The organism is Arthrobacter sp. ATA002, from assembly GCF_026898095.1.
In the GTDB taxonomy this organism is placed as follows: domain Bacteria; phylum Actinomycetota; class Actinomycetes; order Actinomycetales; family Micrococcaceae; genus Arthrobacter_B.
In genome coordinates, this window is record NZ_CP114015.1 from 1,735,902 (window position 1) to 1,760,736 (window position 24,835).

22 protein-coding genes and 2 pseudogenes are annotated in these 24,835 nt (G+C 63.2%); 21 read left to right on the plus strand and 3 right to left on the minus strand.

The genetic code is table 11. From position 1 onward, the window contains the following. Nucleotides 1-32: 32 nt before the first annotated feature. The 11 genes and pseudogenes from carA (at nt 33) to OL239_RS08615 (ending at nt 13,264) form a co-directional block, all read left to right on the plus strand. Entirely contained in the window at nt 33-1,184 is a 1,152-nt protein-coding gene (carA, locus tag OL239_RS08565; RefSeq protein ID WP_268911713.1) for a glutamine-hydrolyzing carbamoyl-phosphate synthase small subunit, read from the plus strand. Continuing rightward, a pseudogene (gene carB, locus OL239_RS08570) lies at nt 1,184-4,479 on the plus strand (carbamoyl-phosphate synthase large subunit). The gene carA and the pseudogene carB overlap by 1 nt, the downstream one beginning before the upstream one ends. 28 nt (nt 4,480-4,507) lie before the next feature. Next, nucleotides 4,508-5,416 carry an orotidine-5'-phosphate decarboxylase gene (gene pyrF / locus OL239_RS08575; protein WP_268911714.1) on the plus strand — a complete coding sequence of 303 codons (909 nt, stop codon included), beginning with the start codon at nt 4,508-4,510 and terminating at the stop codon, nt 5,414-5,416. A gap of 140 nt (nt 5,417-5,556) precedes the next feature. After that, entirely contained in the window at nt 5,557-5,874 is a 318-nt protein-coding gene (mihF, locus tag OL239_RS08580) for an integration host factor, actinobacterial type (RefSeq protein ID WP_268911468.1), read from the plus strand. Nucleotides 5,875-5,924: 50 nt separating this feature from the next. Next, nucleotides 5,925-6,506, plus strand: a complete 582-nt coding sequence (gene gmk, locus OL239_RS08585) for a guanylate kinase (protein WP_268911469.1) — start codon at nt 5,925-5,927, stop codon at nt 6,504-6,506. A gap of 39 nt (nt 6,507-6,545) precedes the next feature. Further along, the gene (gene rpoZ / locus OL239_RS08590) at nt 6,546-6,806 is read left to right on the plus strand and encodes a DNA-directed RNA polymerase subunit omega (protein ID WP_152217989.1); all 261 of its coding nucleotides are present in this window, start codon (nt 6,546-6,548) and stop codon (nt 6,804-6,806) included. 91 nt (nt 6,807-6,897) lie between these two features. After that, complete coding sequence (coaBC, locus tag OL239_RS08595) at nt 6,898-8,169, plus strand: bifunctional phosphopantothenoylcysteine decarboxylase/phosphopantothenate--cysteine ligase CoaBC (protein WP_268911470.1); 1,272 nt, start codon at nt 6,898-6,900, stop codon at nt 8,167-8,169. A 161-nt stretch (nt 8,170-8,330) separates the two neighbouring features. Then, nucleotides 8,331-9,542 (plus strand): IS30 family transposase, encoded by a 1,212-nt coding sequence (locus tag OL239_RS08600; protein ID WP_268908791.1) that lies wholly within the window; start codon nt 8,331-8,333, stop codon nt 9,540-9,542. A 168-nt stretch (nt 9,543-9,710) separates the two neighbouring features. After that, the gene (gene metK / locus OL239_RS08605) at nt 9,711-10,940 is read left to right on the plus strand and encodes a methionine adenosyltransferase (protein WP_268911471.1); all 1,230 of its coding nucleotides are present in this window, start codon (nt 9,711-9,713) and stop codon (nt 10,938-10,940) included. 7 nt (nt 10,941-10,947) lie between these two features. Further along, nucleotides 10,948-11,148: a hypothetical protein gene (locus OL239_RS08610; protein WP_268911472.1), complete on the plus strand. Its 201-nt coding sequence runs from the start codon at nt 10,948-10,950 to the stop codon at nt 11,146-11,148. Beyond that, the gene (locus tag OL239_RS08615; RefSeq protein WP_268911473.1) at nt 11,126-13,264 is read left to right on the plus strand and encodes a primosomal protein N'; all 2,139 of its coding nucleotides are present in this window, start codon (nt 11,126-11,128) and stop codon (nt 13,262-13,264) included. Before OL239_RS08610 ends, OL239_RS08615 begins: the two co-directional genes overlap by 23 nt. A 176-nt stretch (nt 13,265-13,440) precedes the next feature. On the opposite strand, the gene OL239_RS08620 is transcribed toward OL239_RS08615, so the two are convergent. Together OL239_RS08620 and OL239_RS08625 are read right to left on the minus strand one after the other, a co-directional pair. After that, on the minus strand, nt 13,441-14,184 hold the full coding sequence (locus OL239_RS08620) for a hypothetical protein (protein ID WP_268911474.1): 744 nt from the start codon (nt 14,182-14,184) through the stop codon (nt 13,441-13,443). Nucleotides 14,185-14,253: 69 nt separating this feature from the next. Next, the gene (locus OL239_RS08625) at nt 14,254-14,478 is read right to left on the minus strand and encodes a hypothetical protein (RefSeq protein ID WP_268911475.1); all 225 of its coding nucleotides are present in this window, start codon (nt 14,476-14,478) and stop codon (nt 14,254-14,256) included. A 433-nt stretch (nt 14,479-14,911) separates the two neighbouring features. On the opposite strand from OL239_RS08625, the gene OL239_RS08630 reads away from it, so the two are divergent. The 9 genes and pseudogenes from OL239_RS08630 to OL239_RS08665 all read left to right on the plus strand — a co-directional run bounded on the left by OL239_RS08630 (nt 14,912) and on the right by OL239_RS08665 (nt 21,431). Continuing rightward, nucleotides 14,912-15,427: a hypothetical protein gene (locus tag OL239_RS08630; RefSeq protein ID WP_268911476.1), complete on the plus strand. Its 516-nt coding sequence runs from the start codon at nt 14,912-14,914 to the stop codon at nt 15,425-15,427. Then, nucleotides 15,420-15,890, plus strand: a complete 471-nt coding sequence (locus OL239_RS08635) for a hypothetical protein (protein ID WP_268911477.1) — start codon at nt 15,420-15,422, stop codon at nt 15,888-15,890. The genes OL239_RS08630 and OL239_RS08635 overlap by 8 nt, the downstream gene beginning before the upstream one ends. A 187-nt stretch (nt 15,891-16,077) precedes the next feature. Beyond that, nucleotides 16,078-17,019, plus strand: coding sequence for a hypothetical protein (locus OL239_RS08640; RefSeq protein WP_268911478.1), 942 nt, complete (start codon nt 16,078-16,080; stop codon nt 17,017-17,019). Further along, on the plus strand, nt 17,016-17,789 hold the full coding sequence (locus tag OL239_RS08645; protein ID WP_268911479.1) for a hypothetical protein: 774 nt from the start codon (nt 17,016-17,018) through the stop codon (nt 17,787-17,789). Before OL239_RS08640 ends, OL239_RS08645 begins: the two co-directional genes overlap by 4 nt. Before the next feature lie 334 nt (nt 17,790-18,123). Beyond that, a pseudogene (locus OL239_RS20100) lies at nt 18,124-18,491 on the plus strand (recombinase family protein); the annotation flags it as partial. After that, nucleotides 18,486-18,725 carry a helix-turn-helix domain-containing protein gene (locus OL239_RS20105; protein ID WP_442864290.1) on the plus strand — a complete coding sequence of 80 codons (240 nt, stop codon included), beginning with the start codon at nt 18,486-18,488 and terminating at the stop codon, nt 18,723-18,725. The pseudogene OL239_RS20100 and the gene OL239_RS20105, both read left to right, overlap by 6 nt. A gap of 58 nt (nt 18,726-18,783) precedes the next feature. After that, complete coding sequence (locus OL239_RS08655; RefSeq protein WP_268911480.1) at nt 18,784-19,827, plus strand: PDDEXK nuclease domain-containing protein; 1,044 nt, start codon at nt 18,784-18,786, stop codon at nt 19,825-19,827. 891 nt (nt 19,828-20,718) lie between these two features. Beyond that, nucleotides 20,719-21,135, plus strand: a complete 417-nt coding sequence (locus OL239_RS08660; RefSeq protein ID WP_268911481.1) for a hypothetical protein — start codon at nt 20,719-20,721, stop codon at nt 21,133-21,135. Continuing rightward, on the plus strand, nt 21,132-21,431 hold the full coding sequence (locus OL239_RS08665) for a transcriptional regulator (protein WP_268911482.1): 300 nt from the start codon (nt 21,132-21,134) through the stop codon (nt 21,429-21,431). The genes OL239_RS08660 and OL239_RS08665 overlap by 4 nt, the downstream gene beginning before the upstream one ends. 849 nt (nt 21,432-22,280) lie before the next feature. Here OL239_RS08665 and OL239_RS08670 read toward each other — a convergent pair. After that, complete coding sequence (locus tag OL239_RS08670) at nt 22,281-23,375, minus strand: alpha/beta fold hydrolase (protein WP_268911483.1); 1,095 nt, start codon at nt 23,373-23,375, stop codon at nt 22,281-22,283. A gap of 760 nt (nt 23,376-24,135) precedes the next feature. Here OL239_RS08670 and OL239_RS08675 point away from each other — a divergent pair. Further along, complete coding sequence (locus OL239_RS08675) at nt 24,136-24,780, plus strand: MBL fold metallo-hydrolase (RefSeq protein WP_268911484.1); 645 nt, start codon at nt 24,136-24,138, stop codon at nt 24,778-24,780. Nucleotides 24,781-24,835: the final 55 nt, after the last annotated feature.

The window sequence follows — 24,835 nt, forward strand, 5'->3', positions numbered from 1 at the left end:
CCAACACTCCCGCCTCCACCGCAGCTGTCCTGATGCTGGAAGACGGCCGCACGTTCCGCGGCCGCAGCTACGGCGCCGAGGGAACGGCCCTGGGCGAGGCCGTCTTCGCCACCGGCATGACCGGCTACCAGGAAACCATCACCGACCCCTCCTACGCACGCCAGCTGGTGGTGCAGACCGCACCCCACATCGGCAACACCGGCGTCAACACCGACGACGCCGAATCCCGGCGCATCTGGGTGGCCGGCTACATCGTGCGCGACGCCGCCCGCCGGCCGTCGAACTGGCGCTCCGAGCGCACCCTGGACGAGGAGCTCGCCGCACAGGGCGTCGTCGGCATCTCCGGCGTGGACACCCGCGCCGTCACCCGCCACCTGCGGGAGCGCGGGGCCATGAAGGCCGGCATCTTCTCCGGGGCCGACGCCGCGCGGCCCGATTCCGAGCTGCTCGCCGATGTCCTGGCGCAGGAGCCGATGGCCGGCGCCCGGCTGGCCGAAGAGGTCAGCGTGGAAGCGTCCTACCTCGTCGAGCCGAAGGACCACGGCTGGGACGGCGAGCCCCGCTTCACCGTGGCGGCCCTGGACCTGGGCATCAAGTCCATGACTCCGGTCCGCTTCGCCGAGCGCGGCGTGCGCGTCCACGTGCTGCCCGCCTCCGCCACCCTTGCGGACGTTACCGCCCTGAGCCCCGACGGCGTGTTCATGTCCAACGGCCCCGGCGACCCCGCCACCGCCGACGTGCAGGTGGAGCTGCTGCGGGACGTGCTGGACACCGGCATCCCGTTCTTCGGCATCTGCTTCGGCAACCAGATCCTGGGTCGCGCCCTGGGCTTCGGCACCTACAAACTGCGCTACGGACACCGCGGCATCAACCAGCCGGTGCTGGACCGCCGCACCGGCAAGGTGGAAATCACCAGCCAGAACCACGGCTTCGCCGTCGACGCCCCGCTGGACGGGCCGGTCACCGCACCCGAGGCCCGTTTCGGGCGGGTCGAGGTCAGCCATGTGTCCCTGAACGACGACGTCGTGGAAGGCCTGGCCTGCCTGGACATCCCCGCCTTCTCGGTCCAGTACCACCCGGAGGCCGCCGCCGGACCGCACGACTCCGCGTACCTCTTCGACCGCTTTGTGGACCTCATGGGCTCCAGCAAGACCGACGCCAGCAAGATCAAGGAATCCCTCTAATGCCCCGCAGAACAGACCTCACGTCCGTCCTGGTCATCGGCTCCGGCCCGATCGTGATCGGCCAGGCCGCTGAATTCGACTACTCCGGCACCCAGGCCCTGCGTGTGCTGAAGGAGGAGGGCCTGCGGGTCATCCTGGTGAACTCCAACCCGGCCACCATCATGACCGACCCGGAGTTCGCCGACGCCACCTACGTCGAGCCCATCACCCCCGAGGTGGTCGAGAAGATCATCGCGAAGGAGCGCCCCGACGCCATCCTGCCCACCATGGGCGGGCAGACGGCACTGAACACGGCCATCGCCCTGGATAAGAACGGCGTGCTCGAGAAGTACAACGTGGAGCTGATCGGCGCCAACATTGCCGCCATCGAACTCGGTGAGGACCGCGAAAAGTTCAAGGGCGTGGTGGAGCGCTGCGGTGCCGAATCCGCGAAATCCATCATCGTGCACAGCATGGACGAGGCCTTCGCCGCCGCTGAAGAGCTGGGCTACCCGATGGTGGTCCGGCCCTCCTTCACCATGGGCGGGCTGGGCTCCGGCCTGGCCTACAACGAGGCGGACCTGCGCCGCATTGCCGGCGCCGGCATCCAGTACAGCCCGACCTCCGAGGTGCTGCTCGAAGAGAGCATCCTGGGCTGGAAGGAATACGAGCTGGAAATGATGCGCGACCGCAACGACAACGTCGTGGTGGTCTGCTCCATCGAAAACTTCGACCCGGTGGGCGTGCACACCGGCGATTCCATCACCGTGGCGCCGGCCATGACCCTGACCGACCGCGAATACCAGAAGCTGCGGAACATCGCGATTGCGGTGATCCGCGAGGTGGGCGTGGACACCGGCGGCTGCAACATCCAGTTCGCCATCGAACCCGGCACCGGCCGCGTCGTCGTGATCGAAATGAACCCCCGCGTTTCGCGCTCCTCGGCGCTGGCGTCCAAGGCCACCGGCTTTGCCATCGCGAAGATCGCCACCAAACTGGCGCTGGGCTACAGCCTGGACGAGATCCCGAACGACATTACCAAGCAGACCCCGGCCTCCTTCGAGCCCACCCTGGACTACGTCGTGGTGAAGGTGCCGCGGTTCGCGTTCGAGAAGTTCCCGGCCGCGGATCCCACGCTGACCACCACCATGAAGTCGGTGGGCGAGGCCATGGCCATTGGCCGCAACTTCACCGAAGCCCTGCAGAAGGCCCTGCGGTCCCTGGAGCAGAAGGGCGCGTCGCTGTCCTTCGCCCCGGTGGATCCGGCCGGGGTGCCCGGCCTGGTCGAAGCCGCCAAGCGGCCGACGACGGACCGGCTCAAGCAGGTCCAGCAGGCGCTGCTGGGCGGCGCCACTGTCGAGGAACTCTATGAAGCCACCGGCATCGATCCCTGGTACCTGGACCAGCTGGCGCTGATCAACGAGGTGGCCGCGGAAATCGCCGCCGCCGGCGCCGTCAACGAGGAGATCCTGCGCCGGGCGAAGCGGCACGGGTTCTCGGACGAGCAGATCGGCGCGCTGACCAACACGCCCGAAGCCGTGGTGCGGGGCGTCCGGCATGCCCTGAACGTGCGTCCGGTGTTCAAGACCGTGGACACCTGCGCCGCGGAATTCGCCGCCTACACCCCGTACCACTACTCCTCCTATGACGAGGAGGACGAGGTGGCGCAGCACGACAAGCCCTCCATCATCATCCTGGGCTCCGGGCCGAACCGCATTGGGCAGGGCATCGAGTTCGACTACTCCTGCGTACACGCCACCATGGCGCTGCGGGAAGCCGGCCACGAGACGGTCATGATCAACTGCAACCCGGAGACGGTGTCCACCGACTACGACATCTCCGACCGGCTCTACTTCGAGCCGCTGACCCTCGAGGATGTCCTGGAGGTTATCGCCGCCGAACAGCGCACCGGGGAGTGCTGGGCGTGTTCGTCCAGCTCGGCGGGCAGACCCCGCTGAAGCTCGCCCAGGCCCTGGCCGACGCCGGTGTTCCGATCCTGGGCACCTCACCGGAAGCGATTGACCTGGCCGAACACCGCGGAGCCTTCCAGCGGGTGCTGGACGAGGGCGGGCTGATCGCCCCGAAGAACGGGACCGCCGTGTCCTTCGACGACGCCAAAAAGATTGCCGACGAGATCGGCTACCCCGTGCTGGTCCGGCCGTCGTACGTGCTCGGCGGCCGCGGCATGGAAATCGTCTACGACGAGGCGAACCTCTCGCGCTACATCGCCAACGCCACGGAGATCACCCCGGACCATCCCGTTCTGGTGGACCGGTTCCTGGAAGACGCCATCGAGATCGACGTGGACGCGCTCTTTGACGGCACCGACCTGTACGTGGGCGGGATCATGGAACACATCGAGGAGGCCGGCATCCACTCCGGCGATTCCGCGTGTGTGCTGCCGCCGATCACCCTGGGCGCCGACGTCGTCGACCGCGTCCGGGAAGCCACCCGGGCCATTGCCGCCGGTGTGGGCGTGCGCGGGCTGATCAACATCCAGTTCGCCCTGGCCTCGGACGTCCTCTACGTCATCGAAGCCAACCCGCGTGCCTCGCGGACCGTGCCGTTTGTCTCCAAGGCCACCGGCGTGCAGCTGGCCAAGGCCGCGGCGCTGATCGGCACCGGAATCTCCATTGCCGACCTGCGCGCCGCCGGTAAGCTGTTTGCCGCCGGCGACGGCTCGGCGCTGCCGCTGGACGCACCCGTGGCCGTGAAGGAAGCCGTGCTTCCGTTCAGCCGCTTCCGCACACCCGAGGGCACCGTGGTGGATTCGCTGCTCGGCCCGGAAATGCGCTCCACCGGTGAAGTCATGGGAATCGACAAGTATTTCGACACGGCCTTTGCCAAGTCCCAGGCCGCCGCCAACTCCGCGCTGCCGACCGAGGGCAAGATCTTCGTGTCCGTGGCGAACCGGGACAAGCGCTCGATCATCATGCCCGTGAAGCTGATGGTGGACCTGGGCTTTGAGATCCTGTCCACCGGCGGCACGGCCGAGGTGCTGCGCCGCAACGGGATCCAGGCCACCACCGTGCGCAAGGTCAGCGAGGGTGCCGGCCCCAACGGCGAAGGCACCGTGGCCGACCTGATCACCGCCGGCGAGATCCACCTGGTGGTCAACACGCCGTCGGGCGGCCAGGCCCGCGGCGACGGTTACGAAATCCGTGCCGCGTCCACCTCCATCGGCTGCCCGGTGGTGACCACGGTGTCCGAATTCGGTGCCGCGGTACAGGCCATCGAGGCGATGCGTTCCTACGAGTGGGATGTCACGTCGCTGCAGGAGCACGCCGCCAAGCTCAAGGCTTCGGCCGTTGCCTGAGCAGTCGCCTGAACCTTCGCCTGAACGGCTGCCGGAGCACGGGGCCGGGACCGGTCCTGTGCGTGCGCCCTTCGGGCAGCGCCTGCGCCGGACCATGGATGCGCGCGGCCAGCTGTGCGTCGGCATTGATCCGCACCCGGCGCTGCTGGCGGCATGGGGACTGAACGACGACGCCGAGGCCCTGGAACGGTTCTCCCTCACCGTCCTGGAGGCGGTGGGGGAGCAGGCAGCTGCCGTCAAACCGCAGGTCGCGCTGTTTGAACGCCACGGCTCAGCCGGCCTGGCGGCCCTGGAACGGGTGCTGGCGGCCTGCGCCGATGCGGAACTGCTGAGCATTGCCGACGCCAAACGAGGCGATATCGGCTCCACTATGGCCGCCTATGCCGACGCCTGGCTGAAGGACGGCTCCGCCCTGGCGGCGGACTCGGTGACGCTGAGCCCGTACCTGGGATTCGAGTCGCTGCGCCCGGCCCTTGACCTGGCCGCCGCGTCCGGCCGCGGCGTGTTCGTCCTGGCCCTGACCTCCAACCCCGAGGGCGCCTCGGTGCAGCACGCCGGCGGAGACCGGTCGGTCGCGGCGCGGATCGTGGAAGCAGCCGCTGCGGAAAACAGCCGCGAACTGGGCCGTGCGGCAGCCGCCGGACCCGGTGCCGCGTCCGGCTACGGCGGCCTGGGCTCCACCGGACTGGTGGTCGGAGCCACTGTGGGCAGCGCACTGGCAGGGCTCGGCATCAACCTGGCTGCAGCCCATACGCCGGTCCTCGCGCCGGGCCTCGGCGCTCAGGGGGCCACCGGTGCCGATCTGCGGTCCACCTTCGGTCCGGCCTACCCCAACGTCCTGGCCACCTCCAGCCGGGACATCCTGCGCGCCGGCCCGGAACCGGCAGCACTGCGGGACGCTGCGCGCCGAACACTGGAGGAGCTCGGCACGTCCTGACTTCGGGTAGAGGTGTGCATTGCAATTGCCGCGCGGTTGCGGATAGGTTCAGACCGTATCCCCATACACCAGCACCGCCCCGGCACCGCCGCTGTGTTTTGTGCAGCGGTTCCGGGTCAGTCCTTGCCCGGGAGGGTCTGTTGAACCTCAAGCCATTGACCGAAGACGAGCGCACCAGGGCCCGGGAGAAGGCAACCGCCGCCAGATCCGTCCGGGCCGACATCAAGGCCAAAATCAAGACCGGGGAAATGTCCGTGGAAGAGGTCATCCTGTCCCGGTCTTCCGAGGAAGCAGTAGGCCGGCTGAAGGTGGTGGACCTGCTCCGGGCACTGCCCGGCGTCGGAGAGCGCCGCGCAGCTGGAATAATGACTACCGTAGGTATTGCCCCAACCCGCCGCGTGCGCGGTTTGGGCGTGCACCAGCGCAAAGCGCTGATTGAACATTTGGAATCCGACTAGGGGCCGCTTTCACTGCGGCCCGCCGTCGGGCCGAAACACAACGAGAGCAAATGAGGTCCCCAGTGTCGCAACCGCGGCTGACAGTTCTTGCAGGTCCAACCGCAGTTGGCAAAGGCACGGTGTCCACGTTCATTCGGGACAACTATCCGGAGGTGTGGCTGTCCGTTTCGGCCACCACCCGTCCGCCCCGGCCGGGCGAGGAGAACGGGGTGCACTACTTCTTCGTATCCGCCGAAGAGTTCGATTCGCTGGTCGAAGACAACCAGATGCTTGAGTGGGCCGTAGTTCACGGGCGCAACCGCTACGGCACACTGCGCAGCACTGTGGAGTCCGCCATGGCCGAGGGCCGCTCCGTGCTCTTGGAGATCGACCTGCAGGGGGCGCGCCAGGTCAAAAAGTCCATGCCCGAGGCGAATTTCGTGTTCCTGGCCCCGCCGTCCTGGGACGAAATGGTCCGCCGGCTGGTCGGACGCGGCACAGAAACACCCGAAGAGCAGCAGCAACGGCTGGAAACCGCTAAACTGGAGCTTGCTGCCGAGCCCGAGTTCGATCACACCGTGGTAAATGATGACGTCCAGCGGGCAGCAGCTGAGCTTGTATCACTCATGGGAATCAGTCCGCGCCCGCGCTGACGCACCGCACCATCCCGTATCAAAGATTTTGGAGAAACTGTGTCTACTGTGTCTGAAGGCATCATCAACCCGCCGATCGACGACCTGCTGAACGTTGCCGACTCGAAGTACGCGCTCGTCATCTACGGCGCGAAGCGCGCACGCCAGATCAACGCCTACTATTCCCAGCTGCATGAGGGCCTGTTCGAGTACGTCGGCCCGCTGGTCGAAACCAAGCTGAACGAAAAGCCGCTGTCCATCGCCCTGCGCGAGATCAACGAAGGCATGCTCGTCAGCCGTCCGGTCGAGTCGGCCGAGTAGTCCCACCCGCCGGATCAAGGCACCGCCGTCCGGCACCGGACGGTCCGTACGAAACAGCCGGCCGCCTGGGCCGGGGTCAGGAGCAGCAGCGGTGCGCATAATTTTGGGTGTGGGCGGCGGCATTGCCGCCTACAAGTCCGCGTCGCTGCTGCGTCTTTTCACTGAGGCCGGACACAACGTGTCGGTCATTCCCACCGAGGCCTCCACCAGATTCGTTGGGGTTGCCACCTGGGAGGCCCTGTCCGGCAACACGGTCTCCAGTTCCGTCTTCGACGAGGTGGAGAAAGTCAACCATGTCCGCCTGGGCCATGAGGCGGATCTCATTGTGGTGGCCCCCGCCACCGCTGACCTCCTGTCCCGTGCGGCTGCGGGGCAGGCCGGTGACCTGCTGACCAACACCCTGCTCATGGCACGCGGGCCGGTGCTTTTCGCTCCCGCCATGCACACCGAAATGTGGTCCCATCCGGCGACCCGGGCGAACGTGGCCACGCTGCGCAGCCGGGGCGCCCTGGTGATGGAACCGGCGGTGGGGCGGCTGACCGGGAAGGACACGGGTGCCGGCCGGCTTCCCGATCCGGAGGACATTTTCGCCGCGGCCATGGCTGCGCTGGAGATGCGCCCGCAGGAGCCTGCCGTCCCGGCCGGAGCACTGGCCGGCAGGACCGTCACGGTAACCGCCGGCGGCACCCGCGAACCGCTGGATCCGGTGCGTTTCCTGGGTAACCGCTCCTCCGGCAAGCAGGGCGTTGCCGTGGCCCGTGCCGCCCTTGAGGCCGGCGCGCGCGTCCGACTGATCGCTGCGCATATGGACGTTCCGGCCCCCGATGGGGTGGAGCTGAGCCGGGTCGAGACCGCACTGGAACTCCGGGAAGCCGTGCATGCCGTAGCCCCTGAGTCCGATGTGCTGATCATGGCCGCCGCCGTGGCAGACTTCCGTCCGGACAGCCAGTCCAACACCAAGATCAAAAAGCGCGACGACGGCGGGGATCCGGTGATTACCCTGGTCCGCAACCCGGACATCCTTGCTGAAGCCGTGCAGCAGCGGAACGCGGCGGCAGCATCCGGAGAAGGGGCCCTTCCCTCGGTCATCGTCGGATTCGCCGCGGAAACCGGCGACGGGTCCGGCGAGGTGCTGGACTACGGCCGGCAGAAACTGGCCCGCAAGGGCTGCGAGCTGCTGGTCCTCAACCGCGTGGGTGTCTCCCTGGTGTTTGGGCAGGACGTTACCGAAGTGACCTTGCTTTCACCCGCCGACTCCGACGCCGCACCCGCCCCCACCTACACGGGAACCAAAACCGAGGTGGCCGCACACATCATCACCCGGGTAGCGCAGGAGCTCACCGGGGCCCTCTCCGTCCACTGACCCCTGCGGTCCGTTCCGCCGAGTGTGGACTTCCTGCCGCTCCGTTCCGCCGAGTGTGGACTTCCTGCCGCTCCGTTCCGCCGAGTGTGGACTTCCTGCCGGAATGCCGCGGGCAGAGTCATATGGTCAGTGCAACGCTCTGAAAATACAGGAGCGATGCGATGCCCAGCGGTTACCCCTTCAGCCAAGATTTCAAGGACCGGTTTTACGACCTGATCTGTTCCGGCGTCTCCCTGACCAGAGCGTGCGAGCTCATGGGCGTGTCAGCGATGGGAGCAAGGAACTGGTGGCGTGATGCTGGTGCAATGAAACTAGTTCAAAGACCCGGTGGTGGCGGACTGGCAAGACCTGGCCCGTCGAATAGACCCGGCGGCCCGGGACGCCGGCTAAACCTGGACGAACGGATCGAGATCATGTGCGGACTGCGGGCCGGTAAAAGCCAAGCCGAGATCGGGCGCATGATTGGCCGGGACAAATCCGTGATCTGCCGGGAAATCAGACGCAACCTCAACGCCAACGGGATCTACCACGCAGGGATGGCGCACTCCCGCGCCCATATCCGCGCCGACCGGCCCAAACCGTTCAAACTCATAGACAACCCGGGACTCTGCACCCAGATCACGCAATGGATGGATCAGGGCTGGAGCCCAAAACTCATTTCGTTGGTCCTGGCCAAGGACTTCCCCGATGATAAGAGCATGCAGGTCAGCCACGAAACGATCTACCAGTGCCTTTACGTTCAAACCCGGGGCCAGCTCCGCAAGGACCTTTACCGCACCCTGAGCCTAAAGCGGGCCCGCCGCAAACCGTTGACCACCGATCACACCACCGGGCGCGGCAAGCTCTTCTCTGACGCGTTCACGATCAGCCAGCGCCCGGCCGAGGCCGAAGACCGGGCAGTGCCGGGGCATTGGGAAGGGGACCTGATCGTCGGAACCGGCTCCCGCTCAGCGATCGGCACGCTGGTGGAACGCTCGACCAGATTCACGATCCTGCTGCACCTTCCCGAACGGCATACCTCCGAAGCGGTCGCGGAGGCCATGATCGCGGCGATGAAGCACCTGCCGGCGGACCTGCTGCGCACGGTGACCTGGGACCGGGGCTCGGAAATGGTCAAGCACAGGCAGATCACTGCAGAGCTCGGGGCGCCGGTCTATTTCTGTGATCCGCATTCGCCTTGGCAACGCGGAACGAACGAGAACACGAACCGATTACTGCGGCACTGGTTCGAGAAGGGTACGGATTTGAGCGTGTATACCAAAGCCGATCTGCGCAAGGTCCAGGACTCCTTGAACCGGCGGCCCCGCCCGACCCTCGGGCTGGCGACACCGGCTCAGAAACTTGCTGAGCTGCTGCAACCTGCAGCAGCCTAAACCCGCGTTGCACTAACCGGTTGACTTAGCCGCGTCCGGAACGGCACGATGCCGACAATGGACCGGGGAAACCGACGCCGTCCCTGCACTGGACCGGCAGTAGAAATCACACCCACAGGGCAGCGCCGGCATTCGGGGTCCCGGCCCGGACCCAGTAGAGTAAAACTCGTGACTTTCCCAGATGCTCCAGTACTTTCCGCTGCCCGCGACGGGCTGCGTCTTTTCACCTCGGAATCCGTCACTGAAGGTCATCCGGACAAAATCTGTGACCAGATCAGTGATGCAATCCTGGACGGCCTGCTCAAGGTGGACCCCGAGTCCCGCGTGGCGGTGGAGACCCTGGTCACCACCGGCCTGGTCCATGTGGCCGGCGAAGTCACCACCGAGGGCTATGTCGAGATTCCGCAGCTGGTCCGCGACACCATTCTCGGGATCGGCTATGACTCCTCGGCGAACGGATTCGACGGTGCACGCTGCGGCGTATCCGTGTCGATCGGCCAGCAGTCCCCGGAGATTGCCTCCGGAGTGTTCAACTCGGTCGAGAACCGCGCCGGGAAGAACATTGATCCCTACGACGTGCAGGGCGCGGGGGACCAGGGCATCATGTTCGGCTATGCCTCGGACGAGACCTCGGTCCTCATGCCCACGCCCATCTGGCTGGCGCACCGCCTGTCGGAGCGGCTCACCGAGGTGCGCAAGGACGGAACGCTGGATTATCTGCGTCCCGACGGCAAGACCCAGGTCACCATCGGCTACGACGGCGACCGGCCGGTCTCCGTGGACTCGGTGGTTATTTCCTCGCAGCACGCGGTCGACGTCGAACTCGCGCAGCTGCGCACGGACCTGGTCACCCACGTGATCAAGCCGGTCCTGGCGAACACCGAGCTGGACGTGTCCAACGTCAAGCACATCCTGAACCCGGGCGGCCCCTTCGTCATCGGCGGTCCGGTCGGCGACGCCGGCCTTACCGGACGCAAGATCATCGTGGACACCTACGGCGGATTCGCCCGCCACGGCGGCGGCGCCTTCAGCGGCAAGGATCCGTCGAAGGTGGACCGGTCCGCCGCCTACGCCATGCGCTGGGTGGCCAAGAATGTCGTGGCCGCCGGGCTGGCCCGCCGCGCCGAGATCCAGATTGCCTACGCGATCGGCATGGCACACCCGGTCGGAATCTACGTGGAAACGTTCGGCACCGAGACCGTGGATCCGGCCCGTATCGCCGACGCCATCCAGGAGGTCTTCGATCTCCGCCCGCTGGGCATCATCAACTCGCTTGACCTGAAGCGCCCGATCTACCAGAAGACTGCCGCCAACGGCCACTTTGGCCGCGAGGACGAGGAGTTCACCTGGGAGCGCAGGGACAAGGCCGGGGACCTCCGCAGCTACTTCAACGCCTAACCGGGCCATGCCCAAGCCCACGCAGCAGGAGCCGGCCGGGGAAACCGGGCAGCTTTCCCTGCTGCACGGGTTTGTCTCCCCGTCCCGGAACCTGGGCACGCAGCCGGCGGCGCCCGAGCTGCCGATCGCGCGGGTACTGCTGGATCTCGCCGCTGCCGCATCTGGACCGGGCGTTCGATTACCTGGTGCCGGCGAACCTCGACGATGACGCCGTGCCCGGCGCGCGCGTGCGGGTGCGCTTCGGCGGGCAGGAGCTCGCGGGGTTCATCACTGCCCGAAGCGCCGAGGCGGACACCTCGGCCCGCCTGATGCCGCTGGGCAAGGTGGTGTCGCCGCAGCCGGTCCTCGCGCCGCAGATCCTGCGCCTGGCCGAGTCCCTGGCGGCCCGCTACTCCGGCACCGTCCACGACGTGCTGCGGGTGGCGGTTCCGCCGCGTGCCGCCCGGGTGGACAAGGAGTTCACGCCCGAGGCCCGGAAAGCAGCTGCGGCGGCAGCAGGTGCCCCGTCCGGTGAGGGCGCTGCTTCCGGCGGTGTCCCGGCACCGGACGGAGAGTCCACGGCCGACAGCGCACTGCCCACAGGTGACGCTGTCCCCGCCGGGCCGGAGGGTTCCGGGCCCAACCCCTGGGCCAAATATCCACATGGACCGCGTTTCCTGACCCATCTGGCGGCCGGACACAGCCCGCGGGCCGTGCTCTCGTCGCTGGGCGGTTACGGGCCGGGCGCCTGGCCGGACGAGATCGCCGCGGCAGTAAAGGCGACCCTGCTTTCGGGCCGCGGCACCGTCGTCGTTGTGCCGGACGCCAAAGATCTCGCCCGCGTCGAGGCGGCCTTGACAACGCGCATCGGCGCAGCGGCCTTTGTACGCCTCTCCGCCGACGACGGCCCCACACCCCGTTACCGCAGTTTCCTGCAGGTGCTGCACGGGGACGTGCAGGTGGTCATCGGCACCCGGTCCGCGGCCTATGCGCCGGTGCGCAACCTCGGGCTGGCCGTGCTGTGGGACGACGCCGATGACCTGCATGCCGAACAGCGGGCGCCGTACCAGCATGTCCGGGACGTGCTGCTGCTGCGGGCTGCCGCTGAAGACACCGCGCTGCTGCTGGCCTCACACTCGCGCAGCACGGAGGCCCAGCGGCTTGTCGCCAGCGGCTGGGCAGCGGGCATTGCGGCCGGGCGCAGCACGGTGCGGTCGCTGGCTCCCCGCGTCGTCAGCACCGTCGACTCCTTCAACCTGGAACGGGATCCGCTGGCGGCCCGGGCGCGGATTCCGCATGCCGCGTGGAAGGCAGCACAGGACGGGCTGACCCGGGGCCCCGTGCTGGTGCAGGTGGCGCGGACAGGGTTTTCACCGGCGCTGTCCTGCCAGGACTGCCGCGAACCTGCACGCTGCCGGGCGTGTGCGGGTCCGCTGGGGCTGGCGAGCCGCAACGGTCTTCCCGTGTGCCGCTGGTGCGGGCGGCCGGAGCCGGTGTGGAGCTGCGGAAACTGCGGCGGTACGCAGCTGCGCGGATCGGCGGCGGGGGCGGGACGCACAGCCGAGGAACTGGGCCGGGCTTTTCCCTCGGTTCCTGTTATTTCATCCGCGGGCGACCATGTACGGTCCGACGTTCCGAACACCCCGGCCCTGGTGGTGGCGACACCGGGCGCGGAGCCGGTCGCGGCGGGCGGTTACGCAGCGGCCATCCTGCTGGACGGAAACGCCATGATGTCGCGCGAATCGCTGCGGGCGGGGGAGGAGACCCTGCGCCGCTGGTTCAGCGCTGCCGCCCTGGTGCGTCCGGCCCTGGACAAGGGGCTGGTGGTGGTGACCGCCGATGACACATCAACGGTCGGGCATCTGCTGCGCTGGGACCCGGCTGGCGCCGCTGAACGCGAACTGGCCCTGCGCGGCGAGCTGGGCCTGCCCCCGGCCGTCCGGTACGCGGAACTGACCGGATCCCGGGAAGCCCTGACGGCATTCCTGCCGCGGCTGGACCTGCCGGCGGAAACGCGGGTGGTGGGACCGGCGCCCTGGAAGATCCGCCTGGCCCGGTCCCGGTGCACCGCGACGGGCAGCTGGGCGGGTCCGGGGCCGGTACCGTACACTGCTTTTCTTTTCCTATGCCGCAGCTCCGGCAGTGACCGCGGCGATGCGGTCCGCCAAAGCCGCCGTCTCCGCCAAACGCACCGGGGATCCGGTGTACGTGCGGGTCGACGGGACCGACGTCCTGTAGGACGGACCGGGTCCAGGGCTGAGACACCAAGCTGTTTAGCGATTTCCTCTCTGGTGTTTCCCTCATCCTGGAGCTTCACGACGTTGGCGCATTCTGCGACCCGTTGAAGTACGCACGTGCGGGACCACTCGTTCACCCCGGCCACTCCTTGGCGGCTCGCGGAGGTGGGGCTGTCTCTGTCAGCAGCCGGGGACGAATCAGCAAGAGCATCGTGGAGGCGCACCAGGCGTCCAACGCCTATACAGGCAGGCGGGCCTGGTAAACGGGTGACAAGCGGAATTGCTTAGGTCCGGAATGATGTGCGGGCCCGGTCGCCGCCGGGGCACAAATAGCAGATGGCCAAGCCCGCACAGCGTACTGGGAACAGTTCCAGCTGTTCCACAACCCGCCACGGTGGACACCCCAGGGGAAGGGCAATCGTCACCCCGCATTTCAGAGCGTATCCCTGATATTTTCGGCGACCACGGTTCAGCGGCGACACGACGTCATTTATCGCTCGTGCGGTGCACCAAGCCGCGCGTTCAGCGGGAGGAGAGCCCCAGCAGGGACAGGGCAGCACGGAGCTCAGGGTGTCGGAACTGAGATCCTCAAGTTCGATGCCGGTAATGTGTGCGCTGGTCTGCCCGTCGGTGTCGCGCTCATAGACGGCCCGCAGCAGCAGATCATCACCATGCCGGGAACGGAACTGGGATTCCGTCGCAGAAGTCAGTGCCGTCGGGAGCCACTGGTCAATCTCCAGTTCCCCGGGACTTGCGCTGAGGAACTGTTCCGCGTCGGAGTCATCTTCGACGATGTCATCGATCTCGGCCACCAGGTAAGGATCGGGCCGGTGCGGTGCCAGGAGCTCCACCAGGCACGCCGAGAGCGAGTCAGCGGCGTAGACCGTGCGGTAGAGGCCATGATCGAGGGGATCCCAGCGGCTGTTGAACCGTCCGTCGGGGCCGGCCCACCGCCAACCGGACCACTCCGAGGGCTGGGGAAGGAAGCCCACCCGCCAGACACGCTGATCCAGTTCTGCGAATTTCATCCCAGACGAGCGAACGCGCGGGCCGCTGCCAAACTTCAGGGCCGCTTTGATTCGGGTTGGTTTCTCGGATCAGGCGCGCGGGGAGCGGTCTTCCAGCTGCGGGTTCATGCCCTGAAACCAGGTCTGGGCGATCCTGGGGCCGTTGGACTCCAGGATGATGCCTGCCACGTGGTAGGCCAGCCGCAGCCGCGCTTCAGTTTCGGAAGGCATCCTGCGGGTGCCTTCCGCCCACTGGCGGACCGCCCGGGTTTCGCCGACTCCTGCCAGATAGGCGACAAGTTTGGCGCCGAGCATGTCGCGGAGCTCAGCGACCAGGGTGCAACCTCGAGGTTGATGGAGTCGCGGTAGGCGCGGATGCCGGGAGATGCTGTCTGGCTCATGGCCCGATCATCTCCCGGATCCAGGGCAATCACAAGACCGATACCAGCATCGATCCCACCCTGCATCCCACCACAAACTTGCGAGCGACACTCGTTAGCTGTGCGATATTCGGCATCGCTTGCTGACATATGCGCTGTTATCGGCGTTTACGGCAAATACGACAACAGGTCGGACCAGACGCGGGGCAGGTTGGCAAGGGATCCTTCACCCAACGATGGCGACGTCGCATGGTCCAGGCAAGTCAGCAGAGTCAGTGACAGCAACCCGCAAGCGGATATTTGTAAGCAAGCAGACCTCAAGGGTGTAGTTGAAGCCTCAGCCATTGAGAAGATGAGAAGATTTAGCAATGAGGACTAACGATACAGCCGGCGAACGCCCTGGCATCGTCTTCAGAAACTCCATCCTGTACTTCGGTCCGCGGGTCTGGTGGGGTGCCGGTTTGGCGGTACTAGTAGTAGGCGCAACTGTTTTAGCCGCCGGCAATGTTCGCAATGGCCTCCTTCTCGGAGCTGCCGCGGTGGCGGGTACGCTCATCGGCGCTCTCTTTTCCCCCGCGCCGAAGCCCATAGACCATTCACAGACAGCGAGCGACTCCATCGTGACTCTGCTCGACCTCAGAGCTGACTTGGAAAGAGCCCGAGATGCTATATATGCAGCATCTACCGAGACGAATAAGGGCCTGCAGGCGATCCACTTGCTGTCTGCTCAGGAGACGTTGCGGAATCAAGACGAACGCCTCGCAAGGTCCGTTGAGAACTGGAACGTTGTCACCCCAGACATAGCCGGGCGTGTAATCGAATCCAGGAAGAGCGGCAAACGAAGACTCGAACAACTCGTGCAGGAAGGAAACTGGAATGACTAGCCAAGAGGCTGAGAAAATTACCGGGAAGGTCGCTGAAATCGTCAGTGACAGAGAACTGATACTTAATCGCGGTTCTGATCACGGTGTTGAAAAGGGGATGTATTTCAATGTCCTCGACACGACCACCGACAGTATTAAGGATCCAGAAACCGGCGAGGTCCTGGGCGGCTTCAAACGAATTAAAATCTCAGTTGTTGCGGTTGAGGTGGCAGAGCGGATCACCTTAGCTCAGACCTTTAGGAGCAAGACCGTCAACCTCGGTGGAAGCGGTTCAGGTTTTTCAGCTATATCGAATATGCTCGCAGAACCCCGCTTCGTAGAACGAGTCGAGACGCTAAAACTGGACCCCGCAGCGGCAAAGCCGCTTGGTGCATCTGAAAGCGTCGTCAGCGTGGGCGACCCATTCGAGCAAGGCGTTGCCAGCGATGGTGACGCTGCCCGTGCCGTTACCCTGTGGAAATAGGGCGTTCCAGAAGGCAAGTCGCGGATTACACGGCCGCATTCCAAGCGCACGCGGCGACGCGTCCGGTCCTCGTTGGCACAGCTTTGCGCTTCCAATGAGGTAAGGGCGCAACTGGCCTCAGTGATTTTCCGGATGTCAGCCAACCGGTGCTAGGCATAATTAGGGTCAGATCCAACAGGAGGAACAGATGGAATCGGCTTCGCGTATCAACTGGAGCAAGATTAGCGAGATCGATTTCAACGAGACCGTCGAAGCCCTGATCGTGCGTGATCGAACCGAAGGCGGATTGGTGGCGCAGGCGATAGACGGCCGGGGTGGCGATGGTGGTATAGACATTGACGTCAAGGTTGCGAAAACGGGGCAGTTGATCGAGATTCTGCAGCTGAAGTGGTTTCCTGAGGGCTTTTCGGGTGCCCGATCGAAGCGCAGAGAGCAGATCAAGAAGTCCTTTCAATCCGCAATGGTCCATAAACCGTCGGTGTGGACGCTGGTTGTTCCAGCCAACCTCACGATCCCTGAGCGGCAGTCTGTCTACGCTTTAAAGAAGAGTCAAAAGGTGCTGATCCGGTTGATTGGTTCGGCTGAGTTGAACAATTTGCTGGCAAAATACCCCAAAATCCATGACTGGGCACTGCGTGATGCTGCCCGGGATTTATTAAGCATCGTAGGCCGCGAAAAGGCCACACTGTCAAAGCCAGGAGACCTGGCCGCAGAAGTGAACAATCTGGCTGACAGAAGTGACGCCATCAGCCCGTATTGGGGATTTAACTTCAGTAGCAGGGAAGGCGTTACCTCTTCGCAGATATACGCAAAGCGCGAGGACGCCATGGAACGAGAGCCCTTGTTCTTCAATCTGGAGGCCGAGTTCGGCCCGGACGACTCCGCGCTACGGCAGGAGTTTGAAGACAGCCTTGATTACGGGGTGACAAAGCGCTTGGTTTTACCTCGCCATGTTGTCAGCTCTTTCACAAAGGAAGGCCCTGAATGGTTCGCAGGGGAGGTTGGTCCGGGCGAGCTTCATATTCTCCCCGCGGAAAACAGCTTTCGTAATATGCGAATAGATGCCACCAGCTTCAACTCAGATGGCAAACGGTTGGCAGCTGTTTCAGCGCGGAGGGAAGATTCGTGATGGGCAACTTAGGGGGAACCCTGGAGTTTTCTGCCCCGGGTGGAGTGTCGATGAGTTGGAGACTCCCCAAGGGTGCCGATGAAGGCTCTGTTCGCGTTGATTTCGAGCCGGAGAGCCACAGCGCCTTGGACGTCCGAAAAGCTTTGGGATTCGTTTCCACTCTCCATTTGGCGGAAAAAGTTCTCCTCGTCGTTGATGGCCAGGTCAGTGAATTGATCTTCTCTGAACGTTCGAGTTCGCCGGTCGGGGATCCGGAGACCGCGGAACTTGTTGAAGACCTTGCAGTCATTGAAGTCAAGACGGGTGTTGCGTTCGCTTTCCCCAAGTTCCCTCCCTCGGTGCTGGACCGCGTATGGGCACGAATTATCAGGCGTATTTTGGAAGGTGGGTATGTAGCCCTTCCCAACACAGATGGTTTCAATGTCGTTCTTCGCGGGAATGGTGGAGAAACTATCGAGCGAGTGCTGTTGGAAGGTGGTGCCATGGTCATCAGCAGTAAAGAGTGGGCCGTGGAGCTTTTTGGGGAAACTGTATTTGTTGGCGACGTCGCGGTCTACCACGGCGATGTCCGTGCTGACAAGGGTCAGGAACATGTTGAAGCGTTGAGGGTCGGAGCTGGTGCCGGTCGTAAGGTGAACTTCAGAAGCGCGTCCGGTTTTCCAGGCGTGATCTATATGCCCGGCCATCCAGACGGAAAAGAGACGGTGGTCCCGGAATCATGGGGGCTTACCGGTGTCCGCGAGCATGTTGGCCTCAGTCCCCATCGATAACCCATCAAGCAGAAGGCACTTCAAGTGTCGATCTATTTACCACGCCCGTAGGCAGCTAATAGCCGGGTCGATGCGTCATGCTCAGAACTCTTTATGAGAAGGCAGGCATTTGGAGCCCGTTCTGATTCAAGCAAGCAAGCCCGCCGCAAACTGCCCTGTGAACCTGTGAAGGCTAAGCCCGAGTCGTCTCCCAACCCGTGGGTTGAAAGACATTGGGCTGAGACAGTAATGCCGCCGCAGAAATTCAGGATGCGGGATGTCTTGTCACCATGTATCGCAAGTACCTGATAGTTTTGCTGACATGAAGACTGCTTGCGAGACTAGTCGAAGTTACATGGGAAAACTGATCGGTTATGCCCGGGTCTCCACCAAATTACAGGATGCGGACCGTCAGATCGGGGACTTGCTCGCGGCGGGTGTACGCCGGGACGATCTGTATACCGACCATGGAGTCAGCGGTGCTCGGGCGTCAAGGCCAGCATTTAGTAGGGCGTTGGATGCGCTGCATGAGGGCGACACCCTGGTCATCACCACCTTGGATCGTCTGGGCCGGTCCACGGTAAACATGCTTGGACTCTCCGAGGAGTTGCGGGGAGAGGAGTCAACCTGCGGGTGCTGAATCTGGGCGGCGGGAATGTGGACACCGGCACGCCGATGGGCTCCATGGTCTTTACCGTGATGGCGGCGCTGGCTCAGATGGAGTTGGAGATCAAACGTGAACGAATCAACGACAGTGTCTCCAAACGCCGTGCAGCGGGCAAAGACCTCGGTGGGCGGCGCCAGCAATTCACTGACTCCCAGATCCGCAACGCGCGACGCTTGATCGATGCAGGGGAGCCGGCGGTCCATGTGGCCAGGGACTTGGGCATGTCCCGGGCGACCTTCTACCGGAGAATGGCCGAACTCGACGCCCGCGAGTGGATGGCAAAGCGTTGAAGTGTTCGCCCGGCGTATCCGGACATAAAATATGGGAGCGCTTCCATAGGATGGGTTCATGACATCCGACCGGCTGGATCCACTTCCCGAGGACTACACAGGGCTGCTGGAATCCCTGAAGGACCGGGTCCGCCAGACCCGGATGCGGGCGCAGCGGACCGTTAATACGGAACTGATCGGACTGTACTGGGGCATCGGCCGAGAGGTCCTGACCCGCCAGGACCGACAGGGGTGGGGCAGCGGAGTGATCCGCCGGCTGGCCGAGGACCTGCGGGCCGCGTTCCCGGAGATGACCGGATTTTCCCAGCGAAACCTGCAGTACATGCGAACCATGGTCGAAGCCTGGGGCAGCGGAGTAAATGTGCCACAGGCTGTGGCGCAATTGCCGTGGGGCCACATCCGCACCATCCTGGACAAAGCCGAGTCCCCTCAATCCCGTGACTGGTATGCCGCTGCGGCGCTGGAGTACGGGTGGTCCCGCAACGTCCTGCTGAATATGATGATGAACCGGTCCATGGAGCGCACCGGGACGGCGCCGTCGAACTTCACCCGCCAGCTGGCCTCTCCGGACTCTGAGTTGGCACAGCAGGTCGCCAAGGACCCCTACGCTTTCGAATTCCTAGGGCTCTCCGGTGAAGTCGCCGAACGGGACCTGGAACAGGCGCTCATGGACCGGATCGTGGAGATGCTGAGGGAACTGGGCCCGGGGTTTGCCTTCGTGGGCCGGCAGGTCCACTTCGAAGTTGCCGGTGATGACTTTTATATCGATCTGCTGTTCTTCCACGTTGAGCAGCTACGCTACTTCGTGATTGAACTGAAAACCGGCAAGTTCCAGCCCGAACATGCAGGCAAGCTCAATTTCTATGTGGCGCTGGTCGATGACCAGCTCCGCCGTGAGGCGCATGCACCGACTGTGGGGATCCTGATCTGCGGCAGCAAAAACGAGCACACGGTCCGGTATGCCCTGGGGCGCACCACCTCGCCGATGGCCGTGGCCGCCTATACCTATGAGCAGTTGCCCGCGGCGGACCAGAGACTGGTTCCGGCCGAGGACCAGCTCACCGCTGCATTGGATTCCCTGCCGGAGACTGCACGAGAGTAATCAGAGGCTGGTGTAGCCGGTGTGCTGGTGGTTACATCACAAGCTGCGGTCTTTTAGGCCTCCCTTCATAGGGCCTTTTTGTCGGCGGGTCATGTGCGAATTTGAACGGCGATCATCGAGATATAGGAGCTTTCAGGCCAGGGGAGCGGCCCCAAGGTGTCGCGGTGGGGGGACCGGCTTACGGGACTAGGCTGCCCGACACGAAAGGCACTGTTATGAGCGGTCTTGGACTCGTGTCATAGCGCGGGGTTCGTAGGGGAGCGGTTCCAGCTCCTGTATGTTCTGATACGTGTCCAATGAAAAAGAGACGGGAGCCCAAATAGAACGAAGAGTGTCAGAATCCAGCTGGCGTCTTTATTTTCGTGGTGCATGTCTCAATGCGGTCGCTGTTGGCGGGCTTGTCTGGGTGTTGGTGGTGACGAGTCCACCGGGTGCCACGGATGATTTCGGTCCTGCTGGCATGGGCTTTATCTTCGCTGCATGGGTTGTAGTTCCCTGGTTTACTTTTTCGCTCCTCGTCGGGGGACCGGTTGTTCTTCTGATGAATGCGGCGTCGAGTCGGCCGCCGTGGATCGCTCTTTGCACCTGTTTTCTCTCGGCTACGCTAGCGGCGTTAGCCGTCCCTGTCCTGTGGCAGGCGGTGGTGGGTTCCATGAGACTCGGGCAGGCTTTTGTCTTTTGGGTGGTCTTACCGTTGCTGAGCGGCGGGTGTTGGGCTTTCGTCATAGCTCGCCGTGTGCTGCCAAGGGGTGGCCTGAGGTCGGCTTTGGGGCAGGCAACCAGACTGTGAATGCAGTGATCGATCGGATTGCGGGCGCACCTTCAATGAAACAGCGGTGAATAAACGGGTTAATTCTTTACATCCACTTTATAAACTGTAAACTACTTCTCATGACTGAACCAGAACGTGCCGCCGCTTCGCTCCAAGCCGCCGCTGACGCGCAAAAACGTGCGCGTACTGATGTCCGCTGGTTTCCCTGGGCGTGCTTAGCTATGTTCCTGATCGTCATTCCGGGGGGAACGGTCGTGCCTTGGGGATGGCCCGATGCTCTCGTTGTTACATCCTGCACCTTTGTCCTCATGCTCTGCGCTGTTCTGGTGATGAGCAGAATGCGGGCAGCTCCACGTGGGAGCAAGACCGCCACCTATCTGGCCGTCGGTTGCTGGATCATCCTCAGTACGGTCGTCTCAACCCTCGGCAACAATATCGAGAGCCTTGGACTGGGGCTGGTCTGCTCTGCCTTTGCTGCGACACCGTTCCTTGTCGTGGCCGCTAAATTCTGGTCTCAAAAGGACGGATCCCGGTGACACATGCCCGCTATGACCTGGACCCGTTGATTCATTCCCCCGTGCGATTCTCGATTATGGGCTACCTGCGGTCCGTCGATGAATGCGAGTTTCATATCCTGCGTGACGCTGTAGAACTGTCTGACTCCAGCCTTTCCCAGAACCTCACCCGGCTTGCAGAGGCAGGGTTTGTCACCATCGAGAAGCGCCAATCAGGTCGGCGTGTAAAGACATGGATTGCAAGTACTGATGCCGGCAACCAAGCACTGGAAAGCAATCTGGCGATTCTTCGAGATATCGCAGGAAGAACCGCCTAGCCCGTCTTCTGCTCCGCTTCCGCGGCCAGCGCGGCTATTACCACCGCTGGGTCCTGTCCCGCTTACCGATCCGCCAGTGGACGCTGACTGGGACAGTTAGTCACCTTAACTGTGCCAATCTGCGAATAGACATGGCATAAGGGTGGACTGCGTTGAAAACTCAGCTCGCGTACTGTTGACGGATGCAAACCAAACACGGAATGTTCAGCTGGAAAATGACACGCTTCCTCTTCTCCAGCGGTAGTTTCGTTGCCATGGCTGGAATTCTCCGAATCGCGACTGCGGCTTCGTGGGGGTACATCTGGTTTGTACTGCTCGGGCTTGCTCTCGTAGCACTGTCCACCCGTGGCCCGTGGGATAGCGAAGCAAGTGGCCGCAATCGGTCAGTTTTGGGTTTCCGCGTCCGTCAATAGCAGGTCCGTAGCGACAGGCTAACTACAAACCACGGGGTTAGCATGAATAGCCCGCAGGGGATATCTTGTGACACGTACGAGAATGCCGCGAGTTAGGCTATGCGTATGACTGCATGGAGCCGCTACCTGTTCGGGGTCTCGTTCGTTCTCGGGGTGGGCACGATGCTACTCGCTGAACAACTGCCGGATTGGTGGCGGCCGGTGTCGGTCCTTTTCATGGTCCTGGCAGCATCCGCGTTCCTCATCTGCTCCGTTCTTGACTACCGACGCGGCCGCACCGCAGCCGGCAGTTTGGATCATCAGCTCCACTCTTAGGGGCACCATGTGTACGACCGGGCGCCGACACGATCGGTGAAGGATCGGCTTACGAGGCGCCTACTTGCGGGGCTCTCTTGCCCGCGGCACTGAGAAACTGTGCAGAGTCTGGAGAAGTGAATTAGAAGAAGTTAATTAGTGTCGTAGCAAGTTCGTCTGGGGCCTCTTCTGCCATGTGGTGCCGCGAATCGACCCCGTGCCCGCGAAGGTCGGACGCCCAGTCTTTCCATATGTCGAGCGGATTACCGTACAGCATTTCCAAGTCATCTCGCAGGGACCAAAGCACCAGCAGCGGCATTTGCAGAGTCTTTTCAGCGGTCCGATCCGCTTCCTCGTGTTCCCGGTCAATCGTTAGCCCGGCGCGGTAATCCTCAAGCATTGCCCGGATTGTCTCCGGATTTCGCACTGCTTGGCGCCACTCATTGTAGTTCTCCTGCCCCATGATCGCGGGATCACCTTGGTACCAGCTGTCGGGGTCGGCGGTTATGACCCGTTCAGGAATCTCGGGTTGGGCGTAGAAGAACCAGTGCCACCAGTTCGTTGCGAAGCTCGCGTTAGCGCGTGCCAGATGTTCACTGATGGGGATGCAGTCCAGCAGTGCGAGCTTTGACACCGCCGATGGGTAGTCAAGGGCAAGACGGAGTGCGGAGTAGCTGCCCCGGTCATGGCCGGCCAGAGCGAACTGTTCGTGCCCCAAATGGTTCATGAGCCCAAGCATGTCCTGCGCGGTGGCACGTTTGGAATGTGCTGAGTGATCAGGAGTGGGTTCCGGTTTGCTGGACCGCCCGTATCCGCGTAGGTCCGGACAAACAACTTGGAACCCCGCCTCGACCAGGCGAGGTGCTACCCGGTGCCATGTCGCTGACGTTCTCGGGTGGCCATGGAGCAGCAAAACAGGCGGCCCTTCTCCTCCAACTCGAACGAAGAGCTGAGAATCTCGGACGTCAACATTCGATTCGACGAATTGTTCAAACATGCCTTCATCCTGCCTCACCAGCCAGTGCCGCAAGCCGATCCCCTGCCGCACGCCGCTTTTCCTCATTTCGACGCCAGCAGATGGCGCATTTGGAGTGTTTTGGCCACGTGTCTCGCAAACCCAACAAGTCTTCAGCCGGAGCGCCGGCTCGTTATTCGGGATTCGCACCTTGACTGCGACGAAGATCTGCATCCGGTTCGACATGGGATGTTGTGGCGGTTGGCCCGCTGGAATGTTCAACCATTGAGCCTCCCGAGGTGAAGCCGAAGATTCTTGATTGAACGGACGCCGAACTGATAATTGGAGCGGCAATCCTCGAACGCCAAGAACGGATACCGGTTAGTACTCGAATCAGGATAAGCACCCCGAGGGCTGCTGCGAGCGACCTGATCCACCCGCTCAGGTCCGCCTCAATCGCTTGGTCCAGTATCGAGATCAGCAGGAGTGCCCCCAGCAGAACGACTGTGGCGGCCGTCAAAACACGCGAGAGTCCTGTTGTCATCAACCCACCCTACTCAGAAATTGGTACCTTTCCACCCACCCCCGTCCATACGGTGAGGGGCTGTAGCGTGTCACTTTTGCGCCAGAGATAGAGACTCCGGGATTGGCGGCGAGTGTCTGATAACCGATCCCTTACTGCCTATCAGGATCCGCAGGCCGGGACCGGTCACGTCTGAGCTGCAGAGCATTAAACAATGCGAAGAGAAGCAGTCCAACAGCCACGATGAGAAACAGTACGTCCAAGAAGGGTGTCCCCAGCCCTCTCTCCCCGGTTACCGCCACGGTGGCCGAGTAAACAAGTCCGACAGATACGACCAACTGGAGGATAACGGCGGTCTTCGAGAGTCCGCGTGGCAATGTTCCTTCTGACATGCAGCTGACTGTAGTAGCTCGTAGGGGGATCCCCAGGGTACACAGGGAGACTAGGCCCAGGGGTGATCTATTGTCAGAGCGAATGGGTGAATTACTCGAAGACACCGCAACTGGAAAGGGTTCTGGTATGGATCTTACGAAGTACGGTCATGCTTGTGTTCAGCTCACAGAGGGCGCAACTACGATCGTGATCGATCCTGGTGCTTTGACCCCGGAGCCCGAAGCCTGCCACGGCGCCGAGGCAGTACTAATCACTCATGAGCATTTCGACCACCTCGATCAAGGCATCCTTGAAGCCGCTGTAGCGTCCAAGCCAGATTTGCGGATTGTTACATGTGCAGGCGTTGCCCGGAAGCTAGAGGCATCCGAGCTCGTTCGAGAGCATGTGGAAGTGATGGAGGACGGCCAGACGGTCTCCATTGGTGACTTTGAGATAGCAGCCGTTGGAACATCGCATGCTTACAGCCACCCTGACGCTAGCCCTGTGAACAACATCGGGTTCCTCATCAATGACACAGTTCTGCACCCCGGTGACGCGCTGACGGATGTTCCCGCCCCCGTCCTTCTGGCTCCCGGCCAAGCTCCCTGGCTGACAGTTCCTGCCCTTGTCGAGTACATCCGCACACGGCAACGGGATCATGTCTATGCAATTCATGACGGGTTGCTCAACCATTGGGGGCTGCAAGTATTGGACTCCGTCCTCGATATCGAAGCTCGACGTGCCGGAGCCAGCATCAGACGCCTCCTCGTCGGCGAAACCGTTCATCTCTGAGGTACACCTCGAACTAGAACGCCCGACCGGGACATCGCCGGTGGTCGTGGTCCCA

Excerpts from the sequence above, each read along its gene's own strand:
- carA (WP_268911713.1), top strand. The coding sequence starts at position 33 with ATGCTGGAAGACGGCCGCACGTTCCGCGGCCGCAGCTACGGCGCCGAG.
- gmk (WP_268911469.1), top strand. The coding sequence starts at position 5,925 with ATGAGGTCCCCAGTGTCGCAACCGCGGCTGACAGTTCTTGCAGGTCCA.
- OL239_RS08600 (WP_268908791.1), top strand. The coding sequence starts at position 8,331 with ATGCCCAGCGGTTACCCCTTCAGCCAAGATTTCAAGGACCGGTTTTAC.
- OL239_RS08610 (WP_268911472.1), top strand. The coding sequence starts at position 10,948 with ATGCCCAAGCCCACGCAGCAGGAGCCGGCCGGGGAAACCGGGCAGCTT.
- OL239_RS08620 (WP_268911474.1), bottom strand. The coding sequence starts at position 14,184 with ATGAAATTCGCAGAACTGGATCAGCGTGTCTGGCGGGTGGGCTTCCTT.
- OL239_RS08625 (WP_268911475.1), bottom strand. The coding sequence starts at position 14,478 with ATGCTCGGCGCCAAACTTGTCGCCTATCTGGCAGGAGTCGGCGAAACC.
- OL239_RS08630 (WP_268911476.1), top strand. The coding sequence starts at position 14,912 with ATGAGGACTAACGATACAGCCGGCGAACGCCCTGGCATCGTCTTCAGA.
- OL239_RS08635 (WP_268911477.1), top strand. The coding sequence starts at position 15,420 with ATGACTAGCCAAGAGGCTGAGAAAATTACCGGGAAGGTCGCTGAAATC.
- OL239_RS08640 (WP_268911478.1), top strand. The coding sequence starts at position 16,078 with ATGGAATCGGCTTCGCGTATCAACTGGAGCAAGATTAGCGAGATCGAT.
- OL239_RS20105 (WP_442864290.1), top strand. The coding sequence starts at position 18,486 with ATGGAGTTGGAGATCAAACGTGAACGAATCAACGACAGTGTCTCCAAA.
- OL239_RS08655 (WP_268911480.1), top strand. The coding sequence starts at position 18,784 with ATGACATCCGACCGGCTGGATCCACTTCCCGAGGACTACACAGGGCTG.
- OL239_RS08660 (WP_268911481.1), top strand. The coding sequence starts at position 20,719 with ATGACTGAACCAGAACGTGCCGCCGCTTCGCTCCAAGCCGCCGCTGAC.
- OL239_RS08675 (WP_268911484.1), top strand. The coding sequence starts at position 24,136 with ATGGATCTTACGAAGTACGGTCATGCTTGTGTTCAGCTCACAGAGGGC.